The 26,046-nt window shown below is 49.6% G+C and carries 19 protein-coding genes; 7 read left to right on the top strand and 12 right to left on the bottom strand.

The window, feature by feature from the left end:
* The first annotated feature begins 102 nt into the window (after positions 1 to 102).
* Positions 103 to 1,965, top strand: a complete 1,863-nt coding sequence (locus tag JVX88_RS13710) for a RelA/SpoT family protein (RefSeq protein ID WP_211627806.1) — start codon at positions 103 to 105, stop codon at positions 1,963 to 1,965.
* A 44-nt stretch (positions 1,966 to 2,009) separates the two neighbouring features.
* Here the strand turns inward: JVX88_RS13710 and JVX88_RS13705 are convergent, their stop codons facing one another.
* From JVX88_RS13705 to JVX88_RS13695, 3 genes are all read right to left on the bottom strand, one after another.
* Positions 2,010 to 2,798: an HpsJ family protein gene (locus JVX88_RS13705; protein ID WP_211627805.1), complete on the bottom strand. Its 789-nt coding sequence runs from the start codon at positions 2,796 to 2,798 to the stop codon at positions 2,010 to 2,012.
* A gap of 120 nt (positions 2,799 to 2,918) precedes the next feature.
* On the bottom strand, positions 2,919 to 4,376 hold the full coding sequence (locus JVX88_RS13700) for a family 10 glycosylhydrolase (protein WP_211627804.1): 1,458 nt from the start codon (positions 4,374 to 4,376) through the stop codon (positions 2,919 to 2,921).
* A gap of 75 nt (positions 4,377 to 4,451) precedes the next feature.
* Positions 4,452 to 6,149: a SulP family inorganic anion transporter gene (locus JVX88_RS13695; RefSeq protein WP_211627803.1), complete on the bottom strand. Its 1,698-nt coding sequence runs from the start codon at positions 6,147 to 6,149 to the stop codon at positions 4,452 to 4,454.
* Positions 6,150 to 7,185: 1,036 nt separating this feature from the next.
* On the opposite strand from JVX88_RS13695, the gene JVX88_RS13690 reads away from it, so the two are divergent.
* Positions 7,186 to 8,040 (top strand): aldehyde dehydrogenase family protein, encoded by an 855-nt coding sequence (locus JVX88_RS13690; RefSeq protein WP_263975522.1) that lies wholly within the window; start codon positions 7,186 to 7,188, stop codon positions 8,038 to 8,040.
* Here JVX88_RS13690 and JVX88_RS13685 read toward each other — a convergent pair.
* Positions 7,970 to 8,569, bottom strand: a complete 600-nt coding sequence (locus JVX88_RS13685; protein ID WP_211627802.1) for a hypothetical protein — start codon at positions 8,567 to 8,569, stop codon at positions 7,970 to 7,972. The two genes, JVX88_RS13690 and JVX88_RS13685, sit on opposite strands and share 71 nt — an antisense overlap.
* A 14-nt stretch (positions 8,570 to 8,583) precedes the next feature.
* A complete protein-coding gene (locus JVX88_RS13680; protein ID WP_211627801.1) occupies positions 8,584 to 10,113 on the bottom strand; it encodes a cytochrome c biogenesis protein ResB in 1,530 nt (509 codons plus the stop codon).
* 206 nt (positions 10,114 to 10,319) lie between these two features.
* On the opposite strand from JVX88_RS13680, the gene cyoE reads away from it, so the two are divergent.
* The 3 genes from cyoE to JVX88_RS13665 all read left to right on the top strand — a co-directional run bounded on the left by cyoE (position 10,320) and on the right by JVX88_RS13665 (position 13,958).
* The gene (gene cyoE, locus JVX88_RS13675) at positions 10,320 to 11,219 is read left to right on the top strand and encodes a heme o synthase (protein WP_211627800.1); all 900 of its coding nucleotides are present in this window, start codon (positions 10,320 to 10,322) and stop codon (positions 11,217 to 11,219) included.
* 5 nt (positions 11,220 to 11,224) lie between these two features.
* Positions 11,225 to 11,686, top strand: a complete 462-nt coding sequence (locus JVX88_RS13670; protein WP_211627799.1) for a hypothetical protein — start codon at positions 11,225 to 11,227, stop codon at positions 11,684 to 11,686.
* Between the two features lie 1,414 nt (positions 11,687 to 13,100).
* Positions 13,101 to 13,958, top strand: coding sequence for an SDH family Clp fold serine proteinase (locus tag JVX88_RS13665; RefSeq protein WP_211627798.1), 858 nt, complete (start codon positions 13,101 to 13,103; stop codon positions 13,956 to 13,958).
* Between the two features lie 26 nt (positions 13,959 to 13,984).
* On the opposite strand, the gene JVX88_RS13660 is transcribed toward JVX88_RS13665, so the two are convergent.
* From JVX88_RS13660 to JVX88_RS38355, 3 genes are all read right to left on the bottom strand, one after another.
* A complete protein-coding gene (locus JVX88_RS13660; RefSeq protein ID WP_211627797.1) occupies positions 13,985 to 15,343 on the bottom strand; it encodes an AAA-like domain-containing protein in 1,359 nt (452 codons plus the stop codon).
* A gap of 152 nt (positions 15,344 to 15,495) precedes the next feature.
* Complete coding sequence (gene crtO, locus JVX88_RS13655) at positions 15,496 to 17,199, bottom strand: beta-carotene ketolase CrtO (RefSeq protein ID WP_211627796.1); 1,704 nt, start codon at positions 17,197 to 17,199, stop codon at positions 15,496 to 15,498.
* A gap of 65 nt (positions 17,200 to 17,264) precedes the next feature.
* On the bottom strand, positions 17,265 to 17,573 hold the full coding sequence (locus JVX88_RS38355; RefSeq protein WP_225931407.1) for a chlorophyll a/b-binding protein: 309 nt from the start codon (positions 17,571 to 17,573) through the stop codon (positions 17,265 to 17,267).
* A gap of 224 nt (positions 17,574 to 17,797) precedes the next feature.
* On the opposite strand from JVX88_RS38355, the gene JVX88_RS13645 reads away from it, so the two are divergent.
* Entirely contained in the window at positions 17,798 to 18,835 is a 1,038-nt protein-coding gene (locus JVX88_RS13645; protein WP_211627795.1) for a hemerythrin domain-containing protein, read from the top strand.
* Positions 18,836 to 18,957: 122 nt separating this feature from the next.
* Here JVX88_RS13645 and JVX88_RS13640 read toward each other — a convergent pair whose 3' ends face one another.
* From JVX88_RS13640 to JVX88_RS13620, 4 genes are all read right to left on the bottom strand, one after another.
* Positions 18,958 to 21,315, bottom strand: coding sequence for a penicillin-binding protein 1A (locus JVX88_RS13640; RefSeq protein WP_211627794.1), 2,358 nt, complete (start codon positions 21,313 to 21,315; stop codon positions 18,958 to 18,960).
* A gap of 8 nt (positions 21,316 to 21,323) precedes the next feature.
* Positions 21,324 to 22,439, bottom strand: a complete 1,116-nt coding sequence (locus JVX88_RS13635; RefSeq protein WP_211627793.1) for an FtsW/RodA/SpoVE family cell cycle protein — start codon at positions 22,437 to 22,439, stop codon at positions 21,324 to 21,326.
* 151 nt (positions 22,440 to 22,590) lie between these two features.
* Positions 22,591 to 23,352, bottom strand: coding sequence for a class I SAM-dependent rRNA methyltransferase (locus tag JVX88_RS13625; RefSeq protein WP_211627791.1), 762 nt, complete (start codon positions 23,350 to 23,352; stop codon positions 22,591 to 22,593).
* 475 nt (positions 23,353 to 23,827) lie between these two features.
* A complete protein-coding gene (locus JVX88_RS13620) occupies positions 23,828 to 24,718 on the bottom strand; it encodes a PEP-CTERM sorting domain-containing protein (protein WP_211627790.1) in 891 nt (296 codons plus the stop codon).
* A 410-nt stretch (positions 24,719 to 25,128) separates the two neighbouring features.
* Between JVX88_RS13620 and JVX88_RS13615 the strand changes: the two genes are divergently transcribed.
* Positions 25,129 to 26,031, top strand: a complete 903-nt coding sequence (locus JVX88_RS13615; RefSeq protein ID WP_211627789.1) for a cell division protein FtsX — start codon at positions 25,129 to 25,131, stop codon at positions 26,029 to 26,031.
* Positions 26,032 to 26,046 lie beyond the last annotated feature (15 nt).

The raw sequence follows: 26,046 nt of genomic DNA, 5'->3' as shown, positions 1-26,046 counted from the left end.
AGAGCACTACAGATAGAGTCAGCTCAAAAGCGGTTCGTTGGGACTGCTCGAAGCGGCTTAATACCTGCTGTAGTAGTCTTGCCGTCCGATTTGATCGTTCCTATGCAAAGCGCTTTAAAGCTCAAAGCCTCTAGTCCTAGTGCCGAAAAATTTGCCTTTCCTGTTGATGGTCAGCTTTTGATGGTGTTGCCGCGAGCTGCCGCTTCCATCAAGAATCCCGATGTGCATCTGCCCATTCTGCGCTCGGATGAAGAAGGCTATTATCTGGAAATGCAGGTTGAGGCGGATAGCAAGGAAACTAGCGAAGTCGCGGTGATTCGCCGAGTGCCGTTGGAAAACCTTTCGGCGGAGGAGTGGGAAGAGTTGAAGGCGCAGTACGCAAAGCTCGATTTGCAAGCCTGTACCGACCAAGGCATTAGCAAAGGTCTAGAAAAGATTCAGGACCGCAAAATCCAGCGGTTGTTTATGGCACTGCTCACCTTCCTGAATCCGCGTCAAGTGTCGATTGTGCTCTATCTCTACAAACTGGCGGCTCAACAGGGCAACGGTCCGATAGTTTCATTTCGCTCGAATGATTTGCTGGAACGGCTGGGTTATACCCGCACCAAGGATGGAGGCTTTGCCTCCAAATTGCGTTCCCAACTCAATCGCGGCTATCAATCGCTGCATACCGTTGTGATCGGCAATACGGGCCGACCGCTAGAGGTGCAAATTCGGACGCTGGAGATGCACCATGTCGCTGAGTATGGAATTGCGGCCCACTGGAAGTACAAGGAAGCTGGCAATAGCTACACCAAACTATCCACCGACGACGAGAAATTTACCTGGTTGCGGCAGTTACTGGAATGGCAAAACGATCTAAAGGATGCCCAGGAATACCTGGAAAGCGTTAAGGGCAATCTGTTTGATGATGATGTTTATGTCTTCACACCGGGCGGTGATGTGATTGCGCTGGCCCAAGGATCAACTCCAATCGATTTTGCCTATCGCATCCACACGGAAGTGGGCAATCACTGTGCTGGAGCAAAAGTGAATGACCGGATGGTAACTTTGGACACGCCGCTCAAAAACGGTGACATTGTTGAAATTATCACCCAAAAGAATTCTCATCCCAGCCTGGACTGGCTCAATTTTGCCGTTACTCCTGGTGCTAAAAACCGCATCCGCCAGTGGTACAAGCGGTCCCATCGGGATGCCAACATTTTGCGCGGTCGAGAGTTGCTAGAGAAAGAACTGGGCAAACGGGGCTTTGAAGCGTTGCTGAAGTCTGAGCCAATGCAGGCTACCGCTGAACGCTGTAACTATCAATCCCCAGAGGATTTATTGGCAGCTTTGGGCTACGGCGAAGTCACGCTAAATCTGGTATTGAACCGACTGCGTGAGGCCATCAAGGCCCGCCAACCGATTGTGGCGGTTCCCAAAGAAGAGAGTACAAATACTCTGCTCCATCCAGCCACAAGCAATACCCCAGTACAGCCAGTAGCGCGGAGCAAAACGTCTCCCATCGTAGGAGTAGAGGGGTTGCTCTACAGCTTGGCCGGGTGCTGCAATCCTGTACCGGGAGAATCGATTATTGGTGTAGTCACAATGGGCGGTCGCGGCATTTCGATCCATCGCCAGGGGTGTAGCAATACCGAAAATGTCCCTGGAGAGCGCTTGATCCCGGTGAGTTGGAACACGACTGAAGGTAGCTCTCGTCCCCAGACCTATCCGGTACAAGTACAAATCGAAGTTATTGACCGCGTTGGTGTTTTGAAAGATATTCTGTCGCGTTTGAGTGACTACAACATTAATGTGCGCAGTGCGCAGGTAAAAACCTTTCCCGGACAAACAGCGGTGATTAATTTAGGAATTGACATTATCGACCACGAACAGCTTGAGCGCATCTTCACCCAAATCCGCAAGATGAGCGATGTCTTGCAGTTGCGCCGAATTAGTCAGGTGGATGAACAGCCGGGTGGTTGAGCAGTCAAGTAGTTGAGCAGCCAAGTAGCTTGATTAGGATTACTTTAGCGTGCTTGCCGTTTTTTCGCTTTGGGCGCTTTTGATCTGCTGCTTCCTAGGCCAGCCCAAGCAATCACCAGGTAGCCTGCCGCAAAGACCAGGCTGGAGAGGGTTGTGTGCAGCCGATCTCGCCGCATTTTTGTCTGTAGCTCGCCTAACGCCTCGGCTTGCTTCTGTTGGATTTGATTCATACCTTCCGTCCGGGCCTTAGCAACCTCCTGATCCAGCGCTTTAGGATCGGATTTCACCTTCTCGAGGGTGGTTCTAATTTGCTGCAACTGCGCCTGCTGGTCTTCAGGTAAATCCAGACTATCAAGCCGTTGCTGTAACTGAGCCAACTGGTTTTCGTTAGAAACAATTGCATCAACACGGGCACGCTGCTGCTCTAGCAGGTTGTTGAGCTGCTGTTCGGCTTGGGCTGTCTGCTGATTAATTTGTCGGGTTTGAGCAGCACTCATTAAGCGGCTGCTATTGAAGTAGAGTGGTGCTAAAAGCAGAAATATCACTCCCAGCAGAGCTGATAAACCAAGAGCCAGCTTGGGGAAACCCTTGAGGCCAGATTCTGAATCGCGGTCAAACCACACGCCTAGAAACAGCAACGCCAATCCTAGGATGGGAACGGTGGCTCTCGAAACCCATTCGTTGATCAAATTTGCCAACCACTCACTATCTAAGAAATTAGGCGGTACGGCTAAGACAATGTAGTCTAACAGGGTTCCTAGAATCAGGATCAGACCAGTGATCTTCAGAATCAGAGCACTGTAGGACTGGGAGAAAAAGCTGCCTGTTTTCATGGCGAGGAAAAACTTGAGGTCAGGTTTGGATCAGGTTTGGATCAGGATTAGATCGGGAAAAGACGGACACTTTGTAGGGTGCCCGACGATGGAAGCCATCCAACACCATAGCAGGAATCCCTAACGAAGCTGACAGAATTTGCGATTGTGATCAAATGCGGGTTCTTGCCAGGAGAAGGCAAAGTGGCTGACGGCCTGAAGTTGGGGAAATGCTTGCCGAATCGCCTGCATTTGCTGCTCCAGAGGGGGATGCTGGTTGAGAGTTTGCCCCCAAGAGCCGGCTAGGGCAGGCTGAATTTGGGTGCCTGACGGAGCTTGAGCGGCAACTCGCTGAATCTGAGCAACAATGCAGCTAGCATCGGCACAGGTTGCATAGGCCATTGGGTGCCAGTCGATTGTATGAGGAAAGCGCTCCCAGGCTTGTAGGCGCGAATCATAGCCCTGTTGCCCAACGGTTTGGTTGGCCTCTGGAAAAAACACAGCACCAGCTTTAAGCCCCCGCTGCTGTACCGATGCAGTCGCCATTGCTAGAAAATCAAGTACACCCTGGATGGCATGGGCTACAGTCAGCCGCCAAAGTTCGTTTTGCCAATGGCTAATAGGGGCATCACTGACTGGGGTGAGTCCTTGCCAGAGGGGAATTGGCTCCGTGGGGTAGCGGGCGGCGAGATCGGACCAATCGGTGGAGTTAACGTGGCCCTTGGTCAAAAACCGCTGAATTAGTTCCATGCCTTTTTGGTTCAGGGCACGCTGGTAGAGGGCCTGCTGGGCTGCGGTTCCGTAGATCCAGAGATCCTGCACCCGACTGGCCACTGAAGCAGAGCCAGTTCCTTTGGGATAGCGAATATAGTCAAACAAAACGCCATCTGGCTGCCGTTGCAGAATGGCTTGCAGGAGTTGGGCGTAATCTTGCTTGGCCTGAGGATGGTAGGGATCAATAAACAATTCGTCCGCGTTCACGGTGGTACCATCTGCTTCTGGAGCACGGGAGGTGAGACTTGTGGCTCCCTGGCCATTACGAGCCAACACAGACTGGGTTTCCAAACTCTGACTGTAGCTGTAGCCAAAATTTAATGTAAACATCCAAGCATAGCCCTTCAGCCCGCGTTCCCGGCCCAGCCTCACCGCCTCAGCTAGCAGATCTCTGGTCTCATAGCCAGGAGTGCGCAGCACCGAGGGCCAGCGGGTCGAGTTTTGGGCTGCTGGAAGCAACACCTGACCGTTGTAGAACACCTCCAGAAATACCTCGTTGTAACCACGGCTGACAATGCGGTCCAGTACTTCTTCTAGCACTCCATCCACCGCATCACAGGGATAGAGCCGCAGCCAAATGGCCTGTTTCTGTGGCCAAGTTTGACTACGACACCGCTGTAACTGCTCTGCATGTTGCCGGACTAAAGCTTGGTAGCGCTGTTGGGCTGCCTGATCTCCTTGCAGGGCCAGTTGATGCACCGCACTCGTCTGGGTAATTTCCTCGGCACTGAGCTGACAGTAGGCATTGGTTTGAGCCGCGGTAGCCAGCAGGGGCGGAAACATTGGTGAGGGCAGTCCCTCAAAAACAGGTGCAATTAAATTCATAGATACTTATTCTCCAAATCTGCATCTCCAGTTGGGCCAAGCTAGTTAGCCTCTAGCCCAATCCTCTAATCGAATTTATGCTGGCTCTAAACCGCCATGCTGGACGGGAGGCTGGCTCAAAACCATCTGCTCACTGCTGCTAGCAACGGCCAGCCGCAATGCTTCGGTACGGCTGTTTAGCATGTGATCTGTCGGGACCCGTTGAAAAACACCCAGTCGCTCCAAGCGGCGGTGTACCTTGCCCGTGGCTCCGACAATGTAAACCTGGCAGCCCTTGTCAATGGCATCTTTGATCACGTTCTCAATTTCTAGCGAGACGGTGACACCCAGTAGGGGTACATCGCTCAGGTCGAGAACTAGGGCGTCGATATCGCTAACCGCGTTGTGGGTGCGAGCGATTGCCTTAGAAACACCGAAGATCATTGGGCCACTCAGATAGAACAACAGCACCCGGCCCCGGCCCTGATCCAGTAGCTGCTTGTCTTCAGCAGATAGGGGAATGTCATCATCGGCATCGCTGATCGCCTTGACGGTCTGGGACTGCATTTCACTCAGACGCTCGATCGTAAGGATGTTGGCGATAAACACACCCACACCCACAGCCACAATTAGGTCCACAAATACGGTCAGGAACAGGACGCCATACATGATCAGTGTTCCTTTCCAAGACACCACATGTGCCCGTTTCAAGAAACTCCAGTCCAGAATATCAATCCCTACCTTGAGGGCAATTCCGGCCAGCACCGCCATCGGAATATTTTGGGTCAGGCCAGCAGCCCACAGAACCACTAGCAGCAAAATGACGGCCCGCGTTAAACCCGACAGCGCCGATTTTGCACCCGTTTGAATATTTACTACCGTACCCATCGTGGCACCGGCACCGGGTAAACCACCGCACAACCCCGAAACTAAGTTGCCAATCCCTTGGCCAATCAGCTCTTTGTTGGAATTATGCTCGGTGCGGGTCAAGCTGTCAGCGATAACGGCAGTCAGCAGCGTATCAATACAGCCCAGCATCCCCAGCATGGCCCCATCCACTAGCATCAGCGTCATTTGACCAGGGCTGAAGGTTGGTAGTTGGATCGTGGGCAAACCCATCGGAATTTCGCCAATCCGAGGAATATCGGCATTGGGGAAGGCATAGACCGAAACTAGCGTACCGACAATCAATGCGACCAACTGGGGCGGAGCGTAACGCTTCAGCTTGGACGGCATCAAGAAAATGATTGCCAGGGTTAGGGCACCCAAGATGGCGGCTACCGGATTGATGTTAGACAGCAATTCTGGCAACGCCATAACCGTGCCTAGTACACCTCCCTTAGGCGCTTTTTGGCCGAGGAATGGCGCAATCTGCAAGATGATCAGAATTACGCCAATCCCAGACATGAAGCCGGAGATGACGCTGTAGGGCATCAAGGTAACGTATTTACCTAGGCGAAACGCCCCAAACAGGATTTGAAAAATCCCGGCCAACATCACGACCGTGAAGGCCATTGCCAGTCCGTTCTCTGGATTACTCGCGGTCAGAGAACTAACAATAGCTGTCATGACCACCGTCATCGGTCCGGTCGGTTCCGAAATCAGAGTAGGTGTACCGCCGAATAGAGCTGCAAAGAAGCCGACGCAAACAGCTCCATACAAACCGGCAACCGGACCAGCACCAGAGGCCACACCGAAAGCAAGGGCTAACGGCAATGAAACAATTGCAGCAGTGACGCCTCCGAAAATGTCGCCGCGCAAATTTCTAAAATGGATGCGATTTGTTATTGCCATTGAGATAGGTTAAGTAGACAGATGAATGATGCGTTTTATCGATAAAACTCTATATCAACGCCCTCATTGATAGAAGTAAATTGATATTAGTGGAAGGTTGTAATGCTGCGCAAGTAGATAAGTCCAACTAAATTTCTTATCTCTGGTTGAACTTCTGCTTATAAATCTGCATGATGGTCTCTGCGGGCCTCGCTAAGTTTGTTAAGAATGATGAAGAACGATTTGGCGAATTATTTCAGTCATTGGCTGTGGGTTACTGGTTGTGGGGTATCGGTTGCTGATTGCCTACAATTCCCGTTCGATTTAAAAGTCACGGGATTCAGAGGACTGAAGGGAATCTGAAATTCTAAAAATTCATTCCTGGTTCAGCAGCCCTGCCTACTACAGCTTTTTTCAGGCTAGTGAAGTACGAAAAACGGGGTGCAGTGCCCCCACACCCCCTATACCTCACATGAGTGAAAACCGCTGTATCTATCCGATTTCTCTGACTGGAAGTCAGTAAACTCGTCAGAGTTTTTGAAGTTCAAAACCCCGAAAGGATCTTTGGATAGACTCTTAATGGTCTATTTAATGATTGTTAAATAAATAACTGAATAAACATCAGAGTGGTATTAAAAGGTGATGATGCAATAAACTCACCTTGCCGCTTGCGGCGGGGGATTTCGGTTCACATGACCGAATATGAACGCCCCAAGGATCGGGGAATCTATTCTCAAATAGCCCTCAAATAGATCGAAGTGATGAATGAAATACCAAATTGTGCCAATGTAATTCTCCAGAGATTTGGAAAACGACAACGTTTTCTGCATTAGTCAAAAACTTGCAGGCGTAAGGTGTGTTGTCGTTTTGCTTTGCAACGCTAGCGCGAACAGCGTAGCTGGTTCGCCCAGTCCCTTTGTCCATAGCCTGATAGCGATTGCTTGGAAACACCGCCGCATACGCTGCTAGAAATCGGTGTATGCAACTGCACACGTGGCGCTAGACTGGTGAAAACGATGTCCACAGTTGTTAAGCGGCTGCCTTAGCTTGGGTGCCGATGTCCATTTTGTCCTTTCGCATGACCCAATCTACCCTTCCCATCCTGCAAAACTACATCAACGGTCAGTGGTGCTACTCCAGTGCGGGTGAATATCTGGATGTGGTGAACCCCGCAACCGCTGAGATTTTGGCTAAAGTACCGCTTTCTACGGCTGAAGAACTAAATCGCGCGGCTGAAGCGGCTCAAATGGCGTTTCTGACCTGGCGACGCACCCCTGCCACACAGCGAGTGCAGTACCTGTTTCGGCTGAAAATGCTGATGGAGGACCAGTTTGAGGAACTAGCTAGCATTATCACGATCGAGTGCGGCAAAACCCTGGACGAGTCACGGGGCGAAATGCGCCGAGCGATTGAAAATGTCGAGATTGCCTGCGGAATTCCGATGATGATGCAGGGCACGAATCTAGAAGACATTGCCAGCGGCATCGATGAGTTTATGATTCGCCAACCTCTGGGTGTGGCAGCCGTGATTGCGCCGTTTAACTTTCCGGGAATGATTCCGTTTTGGTTTATGCCCTATGCGCTGGCCTGCGGCAATACCTACATTGTTAAACCCTCTGAGAAAGTGCCGCTGACCATGCAATCGGTGTTTCAGTTGATCGATCGGCTTGGCCTGCCTCCTGGCGTGATCAATCTGGTAAACGGAGCGAAAGAAACCGTCGATGCCATCTTGGACCATCCAGCCATTCGGGCGATTAGCTTTGTTGGGTCCACACCAGTCGCTCGCTATATCTACAGCCGGGCGGCGGCCAACGGCAAACGGGTGCAGTGCCAGGGGGGCGCTAGCTCAACGCTGCAACGCCTACGTGTATCGGCCGCCAATAAGAATCAAGAACAGGGGGAAGATCGATGAATTCACCTCCGATAAAGCGTGCAAGCGTAAGGATCAATGCTGCAAGCGGCAGGCTGAAGGCAGCCAGCACTTGGAAGTTGCGTCTTCGCGACATCAAAAGCGTTGCGATCCCGGCCCCGAATGCAAATGCAAGGCTGAGGTCATAAAGATTGGCAAACGGAACATATCTGAAAACCCACGGAGTCTCGGTGCTGCCAGCATCACGCAAGATCGCGATCTCGCGGTCATAGGCCGCGACCCAGCGAACAAGCCAACTCGCAAGATTGAACATCACACCGAGGGCGGCCCCCCAAAGCCCGATCTTGCGCGCCATCTCAGAGGGGGCATAAAGATTTGTCAACTGAAAAAGCGCAGCGAGTATGTAGCAGGCAAGGGCAAGCATCATCAGCGAGCCGTCAGTCATAAATCGCTCGCCGAAATATAAACGTCCGGCAAGAATAACGAAAGAGCCTGCAAGAGCAAAAATAGCGGGAAGGTATGAGGAAAACTGTGACTGTCCTAGTTCTGATTCATAGATCTCTTTGGCCATAATTCACACCTTATTTAGTTTTCAATCCTGGAATGTCCTGTAAACAAACCAAATTCTGTCTTTATAGATTCTGTGATCTTTACAAATGAGCTTTCAAAAGCACTTAGGTTACGATTTGCATCTCCGCCCAAAGTAACAATGAATTTGCCATTTTCTTCTGATTGCAGAGTAGCCCACACACGGCGATGTGAAAAGAAAAAGACAAAACAAAGAGCTAATATCAGCCCGAATCCCCCGAAATACCAAGCAATGAAGGCTCCACTATAGGGATCGTACTTTATCGAAAGAACATGAGCGAATGGAACCTTTTCATAGCCGGAGATACGCCAAAGATATCCAGCTTTTGGTGCTCCGACAGGAATGTTTTCGGCTTTGCCGCTTTCAAATGCGAAGACACGCTGTCTTTCGCCTGCAGGAGGAGTAACGCTTAGTACCGCAGCCGGATTGTTGTAATCGCCGGAGCGTGTGTCCGGCTTTCCTTCCGCATTGAAGGTAAAATCGGGCAAAAATTCGTCGTATTCCACAAGCGTGCCGTCCGGAAGCGTGGCATTGCCAAGCCTAGGGATCGTGAGTCGATGTGTGGTTCCGCTTATTTCTGATCGTACGTCAAGATCAATAGATCTTGCACTTCCCATTCGTGATGCCTCTGCCTGAAAGAAGCGAAAGCCTCGATAGCTAAATGGGTTGTTCATTGAGACGTCCGCGAATGTCGTACCGTATTCCGGATCATCGATCCGTATCTGGGTTCGCCAATCAAGGGTGTTTGCAACGCCGATCCCTTCACGTGGGTCGATTAACTTTTGTTCTATGTCCGTACACGCCAGTGTGAACGGCAGTTGAACGTCGTATTTCTCACGCTTGTCCAGATCTATGCTGATCATCTGGATCTTGTCGGATACATCACCCGGGATCATCTGAACGTCAGCATCAAACCCTGTGATATTCGCGACAAAATGCCCAAGAAAAAGCGTTAGAAGGGCCACATGAACCAGATATGCACCAATTCGGTTCCATTTCCCGCGTTCGCCAAAGATGGTTGTGGACCGCTGCTTTATGGTTCGAGAAAAATCTTTGCGTCCTTGTTCATCGGTCGGATATGCGATCGATTCGGATTCCGTCACGCGCGGGGTAAAACCATTAGAACTTAATGATCTGCAGATCCGTTCAACAACCTCAGCGCGATCGAGATTTTGTACCTGTATCGTTTCATTCAGCTTTAACCCCTTAAGCCATTCTGGTGTTGATACACGTTTTGGATCGGTTATGTAGCTCCACGCTGATGGGAAACGGTCGATCGAGGCGAGAACTATGTTCAGTGAAAGTATCAGGAGAAGCAGATTGAAATACCAGGTATGATATATATCGAAAAACCCAAGTGCACCGTAAACGGCCTTCTCAGCTGGCGTAAGCGAAGCAAAATATGCATCGAAGCCATTCACGTTCTGTTGAACGATGAGCATCCCGATCATCGAAAGAAAGACCAGAACACACAACAGAACAACACCGAATCTAACAGAACTTATCAACCCGATAAAACGTTCCACCAGACTTCTATGCGATGTGCTTCGAACCTTTTCATTTTGAATTGTCTGCTCTAGTGCTGACATTGGTATATAATTAAAATAACTTAGACAAACTTAAATGTCATCCGCTGAAAAATTAGGCAAACTTCTAAAAGATAGAAGCACCTTGTTATCTAAAAAGTTTGGAGTATGCACTTGGGGAAGGTATTCTGGGCACTGAATCAATTATGATCGATGCGGCAACTGAACTACAACAAACAGAGCCGTTGACGCTCCGGGAACGGTTGGAGGCCTTTGTCGAGCTCACTAAGCCTCGGATCGCGATCACTCTTGTTCTTACTGCCGCCGCAGCATTCTATATTGGGTCTGCGGGGCGGTTTGACCTGCCTCTTTTCTTTCATTCTATGCTGGGCATCCTGCTTCTGGCATTCGGGGTTGCATCCCTTAATCAATGGATGGAACGCGAAACTGATGCATTGATGTTAAGAACACAAGATCGCCCGATCCCTTCAGGAAGGCTTTCTGCTACACAGGCTTTTCTGTTCGGTCTGGCACTTTGCATATTGGCCGAATTTTATTTGCTTGTATTCGTGAATCAGCTTACTGCACTGCTAGGTCTGGTGGTGATAGTAGGATACGTACTTATCTATACTCCGCTTAAAGTAAGAACGCCTTATTCTACTGCGATCGGTGCCGTTCCCGGAGCTATGCCGCCTTTGCTCGGCTGGGCCGCGGCATCAGGGGAAGTATCGCTCGGTGGCTGGATACTTTTCGGTGTGATGGTTTTTTGGCAGTATCCGCATTTTCTTGCGATCGCTTTGCTTTATAAAGATGATTACGCCCGGGCTGGGATCAAGATGCTTCCAGTGGTAGAAAACTCAGGCAATGCGACGGCACGGCAGATGATACTTTTTGCCTCCGCTCTTCTTCCACTTTCGCTAGCGCCCTACCTGATCGGACTGGGTGGATACGTTTTTCTGATTGGAGCTTTGATCCTGGGTATTTGGTATCTTGTTGAGACGGTCAGAGCGACAAGATCGCGAACCGATAGACTATACCGAAAACTTATCCTGGTCTCGATAGTGTATTTGCCGGTATATTTTCTTCTCTTGGTGCTCGGAGCTTGAGATCTATGAAGATTGGAACGATCGATACACTAGAACCGGAAAAGATAAGACGAAAGCCGATCCTAAGCATCGGCTCCGGCGATCCGCCGAACGGTAACAATGGTAGAGGAAAAGGCGGAGGCGGTTCGGAAGATGATGGCCCTTGGAAAGAAAAAGGGCAAGAAATACCGAAGGACAATGAAGAGCAAACGACTCCGGACAAGGCAAAGGTCGTAACTTGGTTTCTCCTGTTAGTTGTGCTTATGACCTTCGGCGGCCTCATTGGTGCGTATGTCGTTATTTCAACAAATAATGTGCTGGAGTGGCGGCCTTTTACCCTTCCGATGCCGATATGGGTAAGCACGGCACTGATCGTCCTGAGCAGCATTGCTTACAGCCTCGGCAGATCGGCGATCGAGAAGGGAAATTACCCTAATCAGCCGGCAGAACCGATAAATCGGGCATATATCGAGCTGCCCATAGCTTAATCAATTGATTGGCTGAAGCCGTATCGGCAATTCGGGTTGGTTTCAACATGAGTTCCTTTGATTGTTCGAGCTAAGGGATTGGGCTAGATAAAACAAAACTGGCGCAGAAGTGTGGCACTTCTTAACCCACCCTGAACCGACAGCAAGTTCAGTCACAGAAATGGGTGCGCTAGCAGGATAGATGCCTCCCTCCAGCAGGCAGACAGATCTAAGCAGAAACACCAAAATCAGAAAAAAGAATCAGAAAAATTAGAATCAGAAAAGCTAGAATCAGAAAAACAAAAGCAAAATGGGCAGGGCTAAATTACCAGCCTGTTCAAAGCTGGCTCACCATCTAGTCAATAGCGCCAAGATTGCTCAGCTTCAGTAAGTCCACCTAAAGCAAGACAGCCCAATTAATCCATTGATCGAATGCCTGCGCGTTCTGTGCGCAGAGCGCAACCATCTGACTCGCCACCGGCAGAACGTTAGGACTACAGGAGCGCCAAATCATTGGATTAACCGGCTGAGCAGACTTGGTTTGAGGAATTTGCCCTACTAGTCTGATCTGCGATTTGGTTTTTCATCGTCCATCCGCTCAAAACTGGTAATTCTCGCAAAACACTACACAGGAGAACACAACTAAGACAAAATACTACTAAGTAGGACGGTGATATCCCGTAACTATACTAAATACATTATTCAAACTTGTAACAAATAGCACTGTAAAGTTCTGGTGAAGCTACGTCGAAATTGCTTAAAGTTTCTTCAAGGTCTGCACGATTTTAGCTGCTTTTATTGGCTGAAAAGATGGATTCAAAAGGCTTTAGCCACTTGATACTCCCAGATTAGCCATTAAACGTTTTCATGGTGAACTTACTGAAATTTGATTCAATTCAATAGCATCAGAATCTGTAAAGCTACCGAAGTATAGGAAGATAAGGGTTTAGCCGAAGGTACTCCTGCTGATAGCTTAACCATTACCTGACGGAGCCTACGTTATGATCTTTACGAGTTAACAGATTGAATTACGATTCTAAGAATTGCTAAAGGAACGAAAAGGATAGAATTGAGCGGATAAACGTTCGAATAGTTGCTTCATAAGCTGTCTAACATATAGGCTTATCAGATAAATTGCTGTATGTTTAGCCTTATGTTGAACAATCAGTACAAGTTCCCAACTTTACTAGACCGACCAAGCAAAACTTGAGATACAGCCTAAGTGAGCCTACGTTGCAGGAACTGACAACTGGCTTGCCTTCCCCTCGCTTTCAGCTAAAAACCCCTGTATGATTCCTCTTTAGGTAGTTTTTGTTTGGCGGTCTGTCCGCTTTAATGATTGGCAGATCTGGCACCTGAAGGTCATCATTTTCCTACTTCAGGGTGTTGGTTACCATTAATCACCTTTGATGTGCCGAATCGGGAAGGAGTCTGCATGAGCTTTTTTGACCTGTTTGGGATCTTCATTCTCATTTCTTCGTTGCAGCCGGTCATTCAGCGGCGGATCGTAGAATCTCGTCGGCTGGCAGCCATTCGAGCCTTGGAGCAACAGCGCGGCAGCCGGGTGATCCTGATGATTCACCGCCAAGAATCCATTAGCCTGTTGGGGATTCCCCTCTCTCGCTTTATCAATATTGAGGATTCCGAACAGGTGCTGCGGGCCATCCGCCTGACGCCCCCCGACGTGCCGATTGATTTGATTCTGCATACTCCGGGCGGGCTAGTGCTTGCTACCGAACAGATTGCCAGAGCCTTGCTGCGTCACCGCGCCAAAGTGACTGTATTTATTCCCCACTATGCGATGAGTGGCGGCACCATGCTAGCCATGGCAGCCGACGAAATCGTCATGGATGAAAATGCTGTCTTGGGTCCAGTCGATCCTCAGCTTGGCAATACGCCAGCGGCTAGCGTGCTGCGGGTGGTGGAAGATAAACCCGTGGGTGATATTGATGACCAGACTCTGATCACAGCCGATATTGCCCGCAAAGCAATTCGACAGGTGCAGCGGTTTGTGCGTGCTTTGCTGGAGGATGAGGTGCCGCAGCAGAAAATTAATCCAGAAAATATTGACCGGATTATTGAGGCGTTGACCACAGGCCGAGTCACCCACGACTATCCCATCCTAGTTGAAGAAGCCAAGGAATTGGGTTTGCCGATTACGGTAGGACTGCCTCTAGAAATCTATAATCTCATGGAGCTGTATCCTCAACCAATGACCGGACGCCCCTCGGTTCAATACATTCCCATGCCCTATCAGCCACGGCCCTTACCCGAAGTCGCAGACACCAAGTAGTGGCTTGCATCCTATCTTTCAATCTGCTAAGCACAAGGCACAGAACAATCAGCCAAGTGCTTTTTAAAATAAAGGCGGTAAAGCTCACAGCTTGGTTTTGCCAGTGTGCCATTTAGCTGGATTAATCCCAAGCTTTCGAGTTGGTAGGCGACCTTAAGGGTCTCCAAGCGAACTCCTATGTCGGAGTTGAGCACTTGCTGCATGGCTAGCACCAGAGCCGGTTCATTTTGCACAATGGCCAAATGGTCTCGTAGATATTGACCATAAATGCCGCTGGGTTCTGCAGCAGTATCCAACAGTTGCTCTAGGGTGAGCACACCACGACGCAGATGATAAAACGCCAAGTTGGTTAAGTAGGGGTGTCCTCCTAGCAGTTGGTCGAGGCCAACTAATTGCGGGCTATCAATCTCCGATGCCCACAGCAACCCATATCGCAATGCCAGATCCTGCACCTGCTCCAGTGTAAAGGCAGATAAAGTCAGTGCTAGCCCTACATCAAAGGGGGATTGCTGAAAATCAGCCGAGGTATACACTTCCGTTCTTTGAACAACAATGAAGCGCAGCTTACGCCAAATCGTCTCTTGTTTAGCCTGCTCGTGCCAATAGCGCAGCATCGACAAAACATCATCAGCTACAGTGGGATAATCAAAAATCCGGTTCACTTCGTCTAACCCCAGCACAATTGGCGACTGAATTTGCTCTAGCAAATAAGCTTCAAAATACACACTACAGCTGACTTTGCTGCCCATACTTTCATCCCAATAGGCTGCAAGGGCTGGATTCAGATCCAGCTTCCTGCTGACATTTATACAAAGCCAACGCAGTAGCCGATCCAGCGACTCAAACACCGCCTTATCTGCCTGCTGAAAGTCGATATAAACGGACCGACAGCCTTGTACCGCCGCGTGAGTCAGAATCTGGGTCAGCAGTGAGCTTTTTCCCATTTGGCGGGGCGCTCTAATTCGCAGGGCACAGCCCGGTTGGGTGATTTCTGCTAGCGCCAGTTCTTCGATAGGAGGACGAGCAACATAGAAGGGAGAATTTGCTGGTACCAGTCCCGAAGGGAATTCCAAGAAGGCTCTGAGGTTTGATTCAGTCGCAGGTGTTGCTGCAGGTACGGCTCCAGATGCTGCGACGGATTCACCGACAGTTCCTTGCGTCTTACGAATGGTTTCTTGGTTAAATTCCGCTAAATGGCGTTTGTCTTGTCGCAAAACAAGATGCAAATTCTTTTTAGTTACCTTTTCACCCGTTGCTTTTGAAAGATCCTGCCAGAGTTGGGAGCCAACTTCTTTAATGTAAGTTGTGCCATAGCTGCAATCTTGCGACATATCTTGGTAGTTCCGAATTCTACCTTGTCCTCCCAAAATCAAGACTTGTGACAACGCTTCCTCCTAACTCTTGACGGCAAGAGAATCATCAAACGAAAATGAGGCATAGGGGTACACCTGCAGAAATAGATCTATCCATACCTATCGGTACGACTTGATCTTACAGGTTCCACACTGCGCCTCACTCCTAATTAAGGTAGAAACCACTATCCCTTAAAGACAGATTCTACCGTGGAGAGAACCGAATCGCGTACTTCCTTAATTTTCTGTGCGACAGGCTCCTGAGTATGCAGAAATACACGGGCACAGTTACGACCCGGCATACCGGAAATTGAACCACCGGGGTGGGTGCCAGCTCCCGTCAGGTATAGCCCTTCGATTGGCGTTTTGTAATTGGCTAGTTCTGGCAACGGACGGAAGAACACCATTTGCTCTAGCGTCATATCAATGTGATAGTAGTTGCCTTTGTAAGCCCCCAAGCGCTCGCCCAGTTCTGCTGGACTTTCGACATGGCGAGCAATAATCGACTGCTTCAGGTTAGGAGCATACTCGGCCAACTTATCAATCACCCGATCGGCGACCTTATGCTTCAGGTCATCGGTCCAACCCGTGCCTTTCAAGCCTGGATTTTGCGGATCGATTTGCTCTGGCTCAATTTGGTAAGGCGCAAAGAATTCGATCCAAAGCGTGTGCTGGCCCGCAGGAGCCATCGATGGATCGAGCATGGTGGGGACAACCGCATAGAACGAGGGATCGGCGTCGGGAATGCGACCAATGCTGGGTTCACTATGGGCCAACTCCACCTGTTTAAACGAATCGGCAATCAAAACCGAACCGATCAGGTAATCATCCTGATGCTGATGATGTTCAAATCGAGGTGCTTCAGACAGGGCACAGTCAATTTTCAAGATCGTTTCATTGTTATTCACAATGCGTCGCTCCAACCGTTCCCGCAGCTCTGGATCGGCCTGATCCAGTTCGGACTTATCCATTAGCTGCAAAAATACTCGCTTAGCATCAATGTTAGAAATCACGCCTTTAGTGGCTCGATATTCCTGCCCGCCAGCGACCCGCACACCCACAGCCCGACCATTATCGATCAGAATTTTTTCGACCGTTTGGTCGGTCAGGATTTGTCCTCCCAAGCTTTTCACCAAGTTCAACAGCGCCTGAGTCAGAGCACCTGTGCCGCCACGAGGTCTGGCCATGCCCGGATTATGCCGCATTGCCATCATGATTGCCCCAATTGCCAAGTTCTTCTGGCTAGGCTGTGCTCCCATCTCGGAAGCCAGACGAGCCAAGGGGGCTTTGAGAAATTCCGAGTCAAAATACTCGTTGAGCATATCCTCGGCGCTAGTCAAGAGGGTGCGAATCAAATCCAGCGTTTTGTTGGGTGCACCCAGGACCGAAAATAGATCCCTAATTTTCTCAAAATCGTAATTGCCTAGAATATCAACGATCGATTTGGGCGGCGCGTTAAAAATCGGGATCATCCCTTTGAGTAGGCGCTGCCAAAAGTCAATAAATTCAGCGTATTTCTCAGCATCTCGTGTGTTGAACCGAGCAATTTCAGCGCAAGTTTTTTCTACCGACTGGTGAGCCAAAAAATACTTGCCGTCGGGATGAGGGCAAAATACTACCGGATCGCAGAAAAGATACTCCAAGCCATACTTGCTTAACTCCAGTTCCTCTACAACCGGACCTAAGTGGATAAACTCGTGGTCGATAGCACAGCGGTTAAACCTGAAACCAGGAGCTTCGTCGGGCAACAGTTCTTCCGTAGTTGCACCGCCTCCGGGAACGGATCGTTTCTCTAGCAGCAGCACACTGTAGCCTGCCTTGAGCAAATACGCGGCACAGGTCAATCCATTGTGGCCTGCCCCAATCATGACAACATCAAATGCTTGCATAGATGACTCCAGTGGAAGTGATAAAGAGGTATAAATCTCTATGAATTTGAATAGGAACTAAAAAGCTACAAATTAACTTCCATCACCCTCAGGATCAGAAAAGTAGAAATTGCCAGCATTGCCAATCGACCATTCCACAGCTCTGCCTGCGGCGTGAATCCGAATACGAACGCATTCCGATTGGGTCGATCAGACTGAAGCTCTTCCAAACAATCAGACTGAACAGATTGGTCTGAAGCAGAAGTGCTAGAAGGCGCAGCAGAAAAATATTCAGATACCTCTGAGTTAAACAGGGTGATAGAATCGATAGAAGCAGAAGCAGAATTGAATACTAGCGAATTGGCTGGTGAATTTTCTGAGGAAAGACTCTCCATAAGAGGAACCAGGATACTCTGCACTTTTACACAGTAATAACAATTTGTAACCTTGGTACTCTCTCTTTAGACAGAAGTCAGCAAAAGCAACGGTTGTTTGGTGCTCTACCTTTAGGCAGCCTCTGTAGCCAGATCCGCCTCACGAGAGATGAGTGGGGAATTTGGCTATGTCACCGTGAAAGCAGTTGTGCATAGAGCAACAATCTTTTGAGGGAGAACTAGCAATGGTAACCAGTTTAGATGACGCCAAGCGGATAGCTATCGCTTCAAAGTTAGCAGACATGAAAGAGATTCAGGCACTGCTAATGGAGAATGAGCAAACGTTGATGTCAGCATGTAATGATGAAGAAATTCGTCAGCGTCTGCAAGACATGCTAGAGGATGACCGGAAGAATATGGGCATTCTCGAAACGGTGATCGTTCAGTATGGCGTTAAGGGTGAACCCAAGTCTACCACCCAGGAAATGGTCAAGAGCGTCAAGCGGTTGATGCAGGGTTCGGAGTTGTCGCTGTATGAAAAGTTCGCCCAACATGAACTGCTCAAGCATGGCCAGACGATGAGTGGGTTGCTGATCCACAAAGCCGCCCAAGTTGTCGGGGCTGATGTAGAAGCTGCCATTACGCCGCTGAATACAGTCAACTTTGAGAACCGCGCTCACCAAGAACAACTGAAGGGGGTTTTAGAGGTTATTGGCGTGCGTGAACTCACCGGTAAAGAGGCCGAGCAAGGGCTGTGGGCACGAGTTCAAGATGCCGTAGCCGCTCTGTCCGGTGTGGCCGGTAGCGTGGTTAGCCGCACGGATGATGAAATGAATATTCAAGATGTCATCCGCATGGATCACCAGAAAGTAAACATGCTGTTTGCGCAGATCGAAGGCAGCGATAATCCGCAAAAGATCCAGGAATACTTCGGTCAAATCTACAAGGATCTAACGGTCCATGCTGAGGCCGAAGAGCAAGTAGTGTATCCAGCCGTTCGTTCCTTCTATGGCGAAAGCGATACTCAGGAGCTGTATGACGAGCAAGCCGAAATGAAGTTGATGCTGGATTCTATCAAAGCAATGAGTCCGTCGTCTTCCGAGTTCAAGCAGCAGGTCAAGCGCCTGAAGGATGCAGTGATGGATCACGTGCGTCAGGAAGAAAGCACTATGTTTGCTGCCATCCGCAATAACTGTAGCGATGAGCAAAAAGAGCGGCTCGCAACCGAATTCAAAGCAGCCAAAGCCAAGCTACAAGAGCGTTTAGCAGCAACGATGAAATAGGCTAGAGCTTCGCACCAAAGCGAGTTATCTCAAGTCTGGTTAATTAGCCATAGTCAGGGCGAAGCATTTGCGAAATGAATCCAAGGCATAGCTACAGAGCTTCTGACGCAAATGCTTCGCCCTTACGATAGTGTGGTTGTTCCATCCGAGGTCTTGGCGGCTGCAAGATCCGCACGGGCTAGTTTTTCAAGCTCCTCACGCTTGTTCCGTTCCATTCGGGCGCGTATCTCCGCGGGCATCGGCGGAACGGCCGGGAAGTTTTCTCGCGGCTTGTCCTTCATAAATTGGGACATAAAGCCATTGAATATCGGAAGTGCCGTGCCTCCGCCGGTCATTCCGCGTCCCAGAGATTCTTTCCTAAGCGGATTTCCCATCCATACACCTGTCGAATATCCCGGTGTATAGCCAATGAACCAGACGTCAGTATGGTTGTTCACGGTGCCGGTCTTGCCCGCAAGCGGATGCCCGGCGGCATTCGCACCGCTGGCCGTACCACCTCCGGAGGTAACACCGCGCATCATATCGACCATTGTAAGAGCTACGTATTCGCTCATCACCTTTGAACTTGAGCCGTCAAATTCTTCAAGCAGGGTGCCATCACGACTGTAAACCTTTCGGATAAGATGCGGCTGAACGCGGACACCCTTGTTTGGAAATGCTCCGTAAGCAGCGGTCATTTCAAGCAACGAAGCTTCAGATGCTCCGAGCGCGGAGGGAAGACTTGGGGCCATCGGCTGGGTTATTCCAAACCGACGAACCATTTGCGCTCCGGCCTGTATGCCAACCTGTTCAAGCAAATGAACTGCGGCGAGATTGTAAGATTTAGCAAGCGCTACCTTCATCGGGACATTAGGATGGCTTGTCGAGCCGTCATAATTTGATGGCTGCCAACCGCCACGTTTGATCGGGGCACCGCTGACAAGCATATCCGGCGTCATGCCATCTTCGACCGCTGCGGCATATATGTATGGCTTGTACGCAGATCCGGTCTGGCGTAAACCCTGTGTGGCATTATTGAACTTGCTGGTGTGGAAATCATAGCCGCCTACCATTGCAACGATCTCACCATTCTTGACATTGATAGAAACGATCGAGGCCTGTATCTCAGGAACCTGCGACAGCTCTACTTCTAGAGATTTGTTGGCGTTATCGACTTTTTTAACAAGGAACTCCGCAAGGAAGCCGGGTTTCAATTCTTCGGTCGGCCTTTTGCCGCTTCGACCCATATTACCGCGCCCGACTACTGCCTTGTATCTGCCGAAACGGATGCCAACCTGGTCAGTCGCGGAGTTTGCCTTCATAACAAGCCCCTTTATGTATTCACCTTCTTCGTACTCGTCGCCGTACCAATCGGCATGCTTGAAGGCATTCAAAGTTTTCTCAATATCTTTTGGATCCGTGAGCGGCTCACCGTCCGGATCGACAAGAATATTCTGATAATCCGAGCGCCAACGCCTACCGCGGTCAAAGGCACGCAGTTTTTCGCGGATCACTTTTGTCGCTATCTTCTGAGCCTCTACATTTATTGTTGAATAAACCTTTAATCCACCTTGCGCAACCCGCGTGGTGTAACGATCCTCAAGATATTTGCGTATCTCTTCGACCGGATAATCCCAAGCGGTCGATTTTGGAAGTGCCTGGTAATATGCTGTGTCGGCAAGTTTGATGGGACGAGCTTTTGCCGCCTCGACCTCAGCGAGAGAATATCGCTCCGGAAAATACTTGGCCATTTGATCCAGCACGATGTTTCGCCGTATCTCAGCTCGCTGTAAATTGCGGGTCGGCGAATACTCCGGCGATTTCGGTATAGCGGCAAGGAGAGCAGCTTCCTCTAGGTTCAGATCTTTTAGAGATTTACCGAAATATGTTCGCGAGCCAGCCTCAAAACCATATGCCCCTGCGCCAAGGAACACATAGTTCATATACATTTCAAGTATCTGACGTTTTGTGTAGAAGCGTTCGATCTGTAGAGCGACCATCCATTCATTAACTTTTCGTGAATATGTCTGGTCCTTATATAGAAAAAGATTCTTAGCGAGCTGCTGTGTAATGGTGGATGCACCTTCGACAGTTCCGGAGGTCAGGTTCTTGTAAACTACGCCCAGAATACGGTAGGGATCGATGCCAATATGATCATAATAGCGAAAATCCTCGATCGCTATGAGCGCGTCTTCCACCTTTTGTGGGATATCCTGCTCCCGTATCGGTATGCGTTTTTCAATGGCAAATTCCGCCAGTACTGTTTCTCCGTCATCAGCGTAGATCGTCGTAACCTGCGGCGGACGATAGCTTGCCAGGGCCGATACCTCGACAGAGTATCGCGAATTGTTCAGGTAATAGGAAGCTAGCAGGCCGGTCAACGTTCCTGCGGCACCTGCCAAAAGGAGAGCGACCAATGACCATGCGATACGAGCACCCCAGCCAGCTTTCCGCTCAACACTTCTTACCTCACGTTCAACTATACGCTTTTCACGAGCCATAAGACCTCTTAATTAACAAATCGACGCATTCTTATGCTTACGGCAAAGCCGATCGCGATGAACGTCGAGAGTATTGCCGAAAGCCCCGCGCTCATCAACGGCAGCGGAACGCCGATGACGGGCAAAAAACCCAGGGTCATTCCAATATTTATAAATATCTGGAATGCCATTGCGGTGGCAATGGACATTATAACAAGCATTCCGGAACGCTCGTTAGCCTCACGGGCTCCGGCAATTAATCTTGAAAGCAGTAAGGCATATGCCAACAGTAGCGATATGCAGCCAATAAAGCCCGTATTCTCTGCAGTTACGGCAAAAATGAAGTCCGTGTGTGGTTCCGGAAGGAACTTCAAAACGCTCTGCGAAGTTTCGCTATCAGAGATACCCGCAAGACCGCCTTTTCCCACGGTGATCATCGATTGAACTGTGTGATAACCATATCCGCGAGGGTCAGCATTCTCCGGATCTATGATCGCCATTATCCGTTCTTGTTGATATCGCTTTATGACACCGGTCTGAACGCCGATCATATATGATGATGGGATCAAAACCGCCGCGGCTACAAAAGCCAAAACAACGTAACGGATCTTAATGGCCGAAAGAAAGAACACCGCGGCAAGTATAGGAAAATATGTGATGGCTTGACCCGCATCCGGCTCCAGCATAATCAGCCCGACCGGCCCGGCGAGTATTGCCGTTCCGATCAGGGCCTCTTTTAGTCGTAACGAGCCTGGTTTTCGTGCTCCGAAGTAACGGGCGAGCATTAAAACAGTAGGGATCTTTGCAAATTCAGAAGGTTGAAATTGTCCGATCAGCGGAAGCCAGAGCCACGCCCGCTGGCCATTTACCTCGACGCCAAGAGGTGTTAAGACCAAGAAAAGCAGCAAAAGCGCACCACCATAAAAGAAAGGTGCGAACTCAATTATTCTCCGGAAATCGCTAAGAGCAACGACAATAAAAGCGAAGAGCGCGATCGCGAGGCCGATGATTTGTTTGGACCAATAACCCTCACCAGGCTGTGCATTGTAGATCTGCCAGATACCAAACGACGCGATGGCGATGGCCAGGAATGAAGTCAGCCAATCAAAGTCTCTAAGGTCACGTTTGTCGATTATCGCTACCATTTGTTTCGCCGATCAGCGGCGTGAGACCTCATCATTGTTCACGGGTTGCGGTGCTCGCTTTGCCATATAAGCTTCGTAAACTCCGCGGACGGCGGGTCCTGCGTGTGCGCCACCGAACCCTACGTTTTCAATAAGCCCGATGACCGCTATCTCAGGTTGATAGGCGGGCGCAAATGTAACTATCCACGCATGGTCTTTTTTGCCGGACTTCGCCTCCCCATCCTGCGCGGTCTTTCTGATCTTTGGCATAGTGGGCTAACAAGGCTCGATGCTCGCGCTGATCGAGGAAAAAGCCAGTTTTTTGCCCCGTCTCCCAATCAACTAAAAAGCGATGTCCAAATTCCATCACCTCTAATGGGCCAGATTCGCCTAGTAAGTACTGGTCCCGCCTAGAAGCATCCTGAGAGGCCGCATGGCGAAACAACAGCGAGGCGCTTTTGTCGTAAACCGCTTTTAGTGCTGCACCATAGATCTGCTGTAAACCCCTGACCAAAACCGCGCGCTGCTCGTACATGCCAATCGAATGGGCCTGCATGACTGCGACACCGTTATACCAGTCGATGATTAAGCCAGGAAATCCGTCGCCTTCTGCATTAATCAAGCGATAGCAGTTGGTGGTGGGACTGTTGACTAAACCGAGCTGCTGCCGGAGTTGATAGGCGGTATGCAGTTTTTCTAGGAATAGCTGTTCTAAATCGGTAACAGGTGCAAAAGCAAAAATTTTGACAGCAATCGTGCCTGTTCCGTAGTGACCAGTTGCCAAAAACTCTCCTGCATGGCTATACACGTCAACCACTGCTCCTTCCCGCAGTTCGCCTTCGGTTTGCTTGATTGCACCGGAGAAAATCCAGGGATGAAACCGTTTGACGGCATCAGCTTTGTGTTTATGTAGAACAACGCGAGGAATAGACATAGAAAACCAGCAAAAATCGGCGGCAATACAGCAGATGGCTACTTCATCCTACAGTAGCAACTTGCTATCGCTTGCTGAGTCTGTGTTTATTGGGTGAACGAAAAAAAGCGCGGTCAGGCAGCAGCGGGATTTTTGTACCAGAAATCATGCCATCGACTAGAGTTGCTCAAGTAACAAGCGGCAAACAACTTTAGCTGGCTCACTCGTTCAGCGATAATGGTTTCTAGTTTCATGGGTGTAGTCCCTCGAATACGTTCTAATTCTGAAACTACGCCTTTTCTCCCTCTCCGCGCTTGTTTTCGTTCACCTGCTGAAACACCCAAAGGCAGGAGTTAGATTCAGTTGATCCAAGTCCTGCCTAAGCTAGTATCTAGTGTTCAGATTTGTGGTCTGTCGCTTAGCGCTTAAGATTTATGATTGCTTAAGGTTTCATGATTGCTTGAGGTTTACAGTTGCCTGTAGCTCTCTGCTGTCTTTAAGCTTGGGTCGGTTGGCGGCGGCGGCTACTTGCAGCTAGCAAACCAACTGTCACCAATCCTGCCATCAGCGACGGTTCGGGAACATCTTTTAATTCACCAGCCAGCACCATGCCATCATTGCCGCACTCTGCAAACAGACTGGCCATGAATTTGCCATTGGGTAACAGCTTTTTATCAACGCTAAACCCGAAGGTGTAGGTGCCCTTGGCGTTAAACTGGGCGAAATTTAACCCCAACTTGCTGAAATCAGCAATTTTCTCGATTGCGCCTAGGAAACTACCCGATGCCATTGAGGTAAAGGCAGCTTTGCTGCTGTCAAAATACTGAGTGTCAGCGGCTAGATCACCATAGGACGCATGGCCTTTAAGCTGTTTGTTGACCGTGTTGGTGTGCTGCTGAAGGCTACTGTAGCCGACATTGCGAGTTGTGACACTGGTTGCAGTAACTGATTCATAGAGGCCCAACTTTGGGTCTTCTACTTTTTTCTTTTTGCCACTGCCACTGACAAAGCGGGTATCGTTCGTCTGATCAAACCGGATGCCGTACAGCTTGCCGTTAGCTTTATCAAAGCTGGTTGTATCAGCAAAATTTAAGAACAAATCGCCGTAGCTGATTTTGCCGTTCAATGCACTTTTGTACTGATAGCCATCGAGCGACAGATTAGAGTTGAATGCGAAGTAAAGCTTATCGCGCGTCTGCTTGTAGGCCATGCCATAAAACTCAAACTGGCTCTTGTCTCCAATCACCGACGCTTCTGTTCCGTCCCTAAAAGAGTCGATGGAGTATTTCCAACTAGCGGCTTGAGCTTGTTGTCCAGTGGTTAACAAACAAAGGGTAGAAAAAGCAGTAGTGCTGAGGATCGCTTTCCAGATGAGACCGAGTTGCATAATCAAGAACTCCAGATTTGTAAAGCTAAGTTTAAGTAGTCGGTTTGCTGCTACTTTCCATGCTGCTCAATGTGGCTAAAAAACCTCCTCGGTGGTTCAACTCAAAAAATGATGAATTTTGTATGAGCTGGTCAGCCTAGATTGATAAAGGAATGATTTGAAAACGCTGAACGCTACCTAATCAGCCAATGGAAACGACTCAAATAGGTCCGCAATTTACCGGGGAAGCAAGTAGGCTGAAAATTTTCCGCTGGGTGAGACTTAGCAGCAATTGAGCCATTTGGTTGAGCCAGTTTTTCCAACGATTTGCCCGAACAAGATTATAATTCCAGGCAGATTGACTGCCGGCACTCTGGTTGAGTGTCGGATGTTTCGAGTCGCGTGTCGCTAAGAGCTGAGGAGTTGCAGGCGTGCTGCAAGTTTTAACCAAATCGGACTATCTTCTCCGCGAAACCCTGATTGGGCTAAAACGAGGCGGATGGATGAACTGGGCGGCGGTAAGCACCGTAACGGTTTTGCTGTTTTTGTTCGGCATTAGCTTGCAGGCGTCTTGGCAATTGGAAGGTCTGCTGACGCAGTTTGGCAGTCAACTAGAAGTGTCAGTTTACCTGGATACGGGCATTCAGGCCGCAGATTTGGGATCTAGTGTAGAGGCCATGCCGGAAGTAGCCTCCGTCACAACTGTTACTAAAGAAGCCGCTTGGTCAGCCCTGTTACGAGACATGGGGCTAGCAGATATTCAAGGCGCTACCGAGCAGTTAAACGGAAATCCGCTTGTCGATGAATTAAAAGTAAAGGCCAAGGATGCAGAAGCCGTTCCATCTCTAGCGCAGAAACTCCAGGCAATGCAGGGAGTTGACCAAGTGCTGTATGTCGATGAGGCAGTGCAGCGGATTAGTCAACTGAATCAAGGCTTAAATTGGCTCAGCTTCGGAATGATTGTCGTTCTGTCGCTGACTGCGATTGCCGTGATTACTACCACGATTCGCCTGATTGTGATGGCTCGGCGGCACGAGATTGAGGTAATGCAGCTTGTGGGGGCTACGACAACCTGGATCTACCTGCCGTTTATTTTGCAGGGCTTGGTTTTGGGAATTGTCGGCGCATTTATTGCCTGGGGGCTGATCACTGGCGTGCAGCAGTTTATTGCTAGCCTGTTGGCTCAGCAGTCAGAATTCATCCAGTTTCTCAAAATCACCATGCGGCTCAGTTCTCAGCAGAGTTGGCTCCTGCCGCTGTCACTCCTGGGGTTAGGTTGTTCGGTCGGGCTGCTGGGCAGCTTGTTGGCTGTGCGTAAGTTTGCGGTTCGGTAAAAGATAGGCCGCTTT

The sequence above is a fragment of the Leptolyngbya sp. 7M genome, from assembly GCF_018128485.1.
This window is presented reverse-complemented; position numbering and strand designations above follow the sequence as displayed.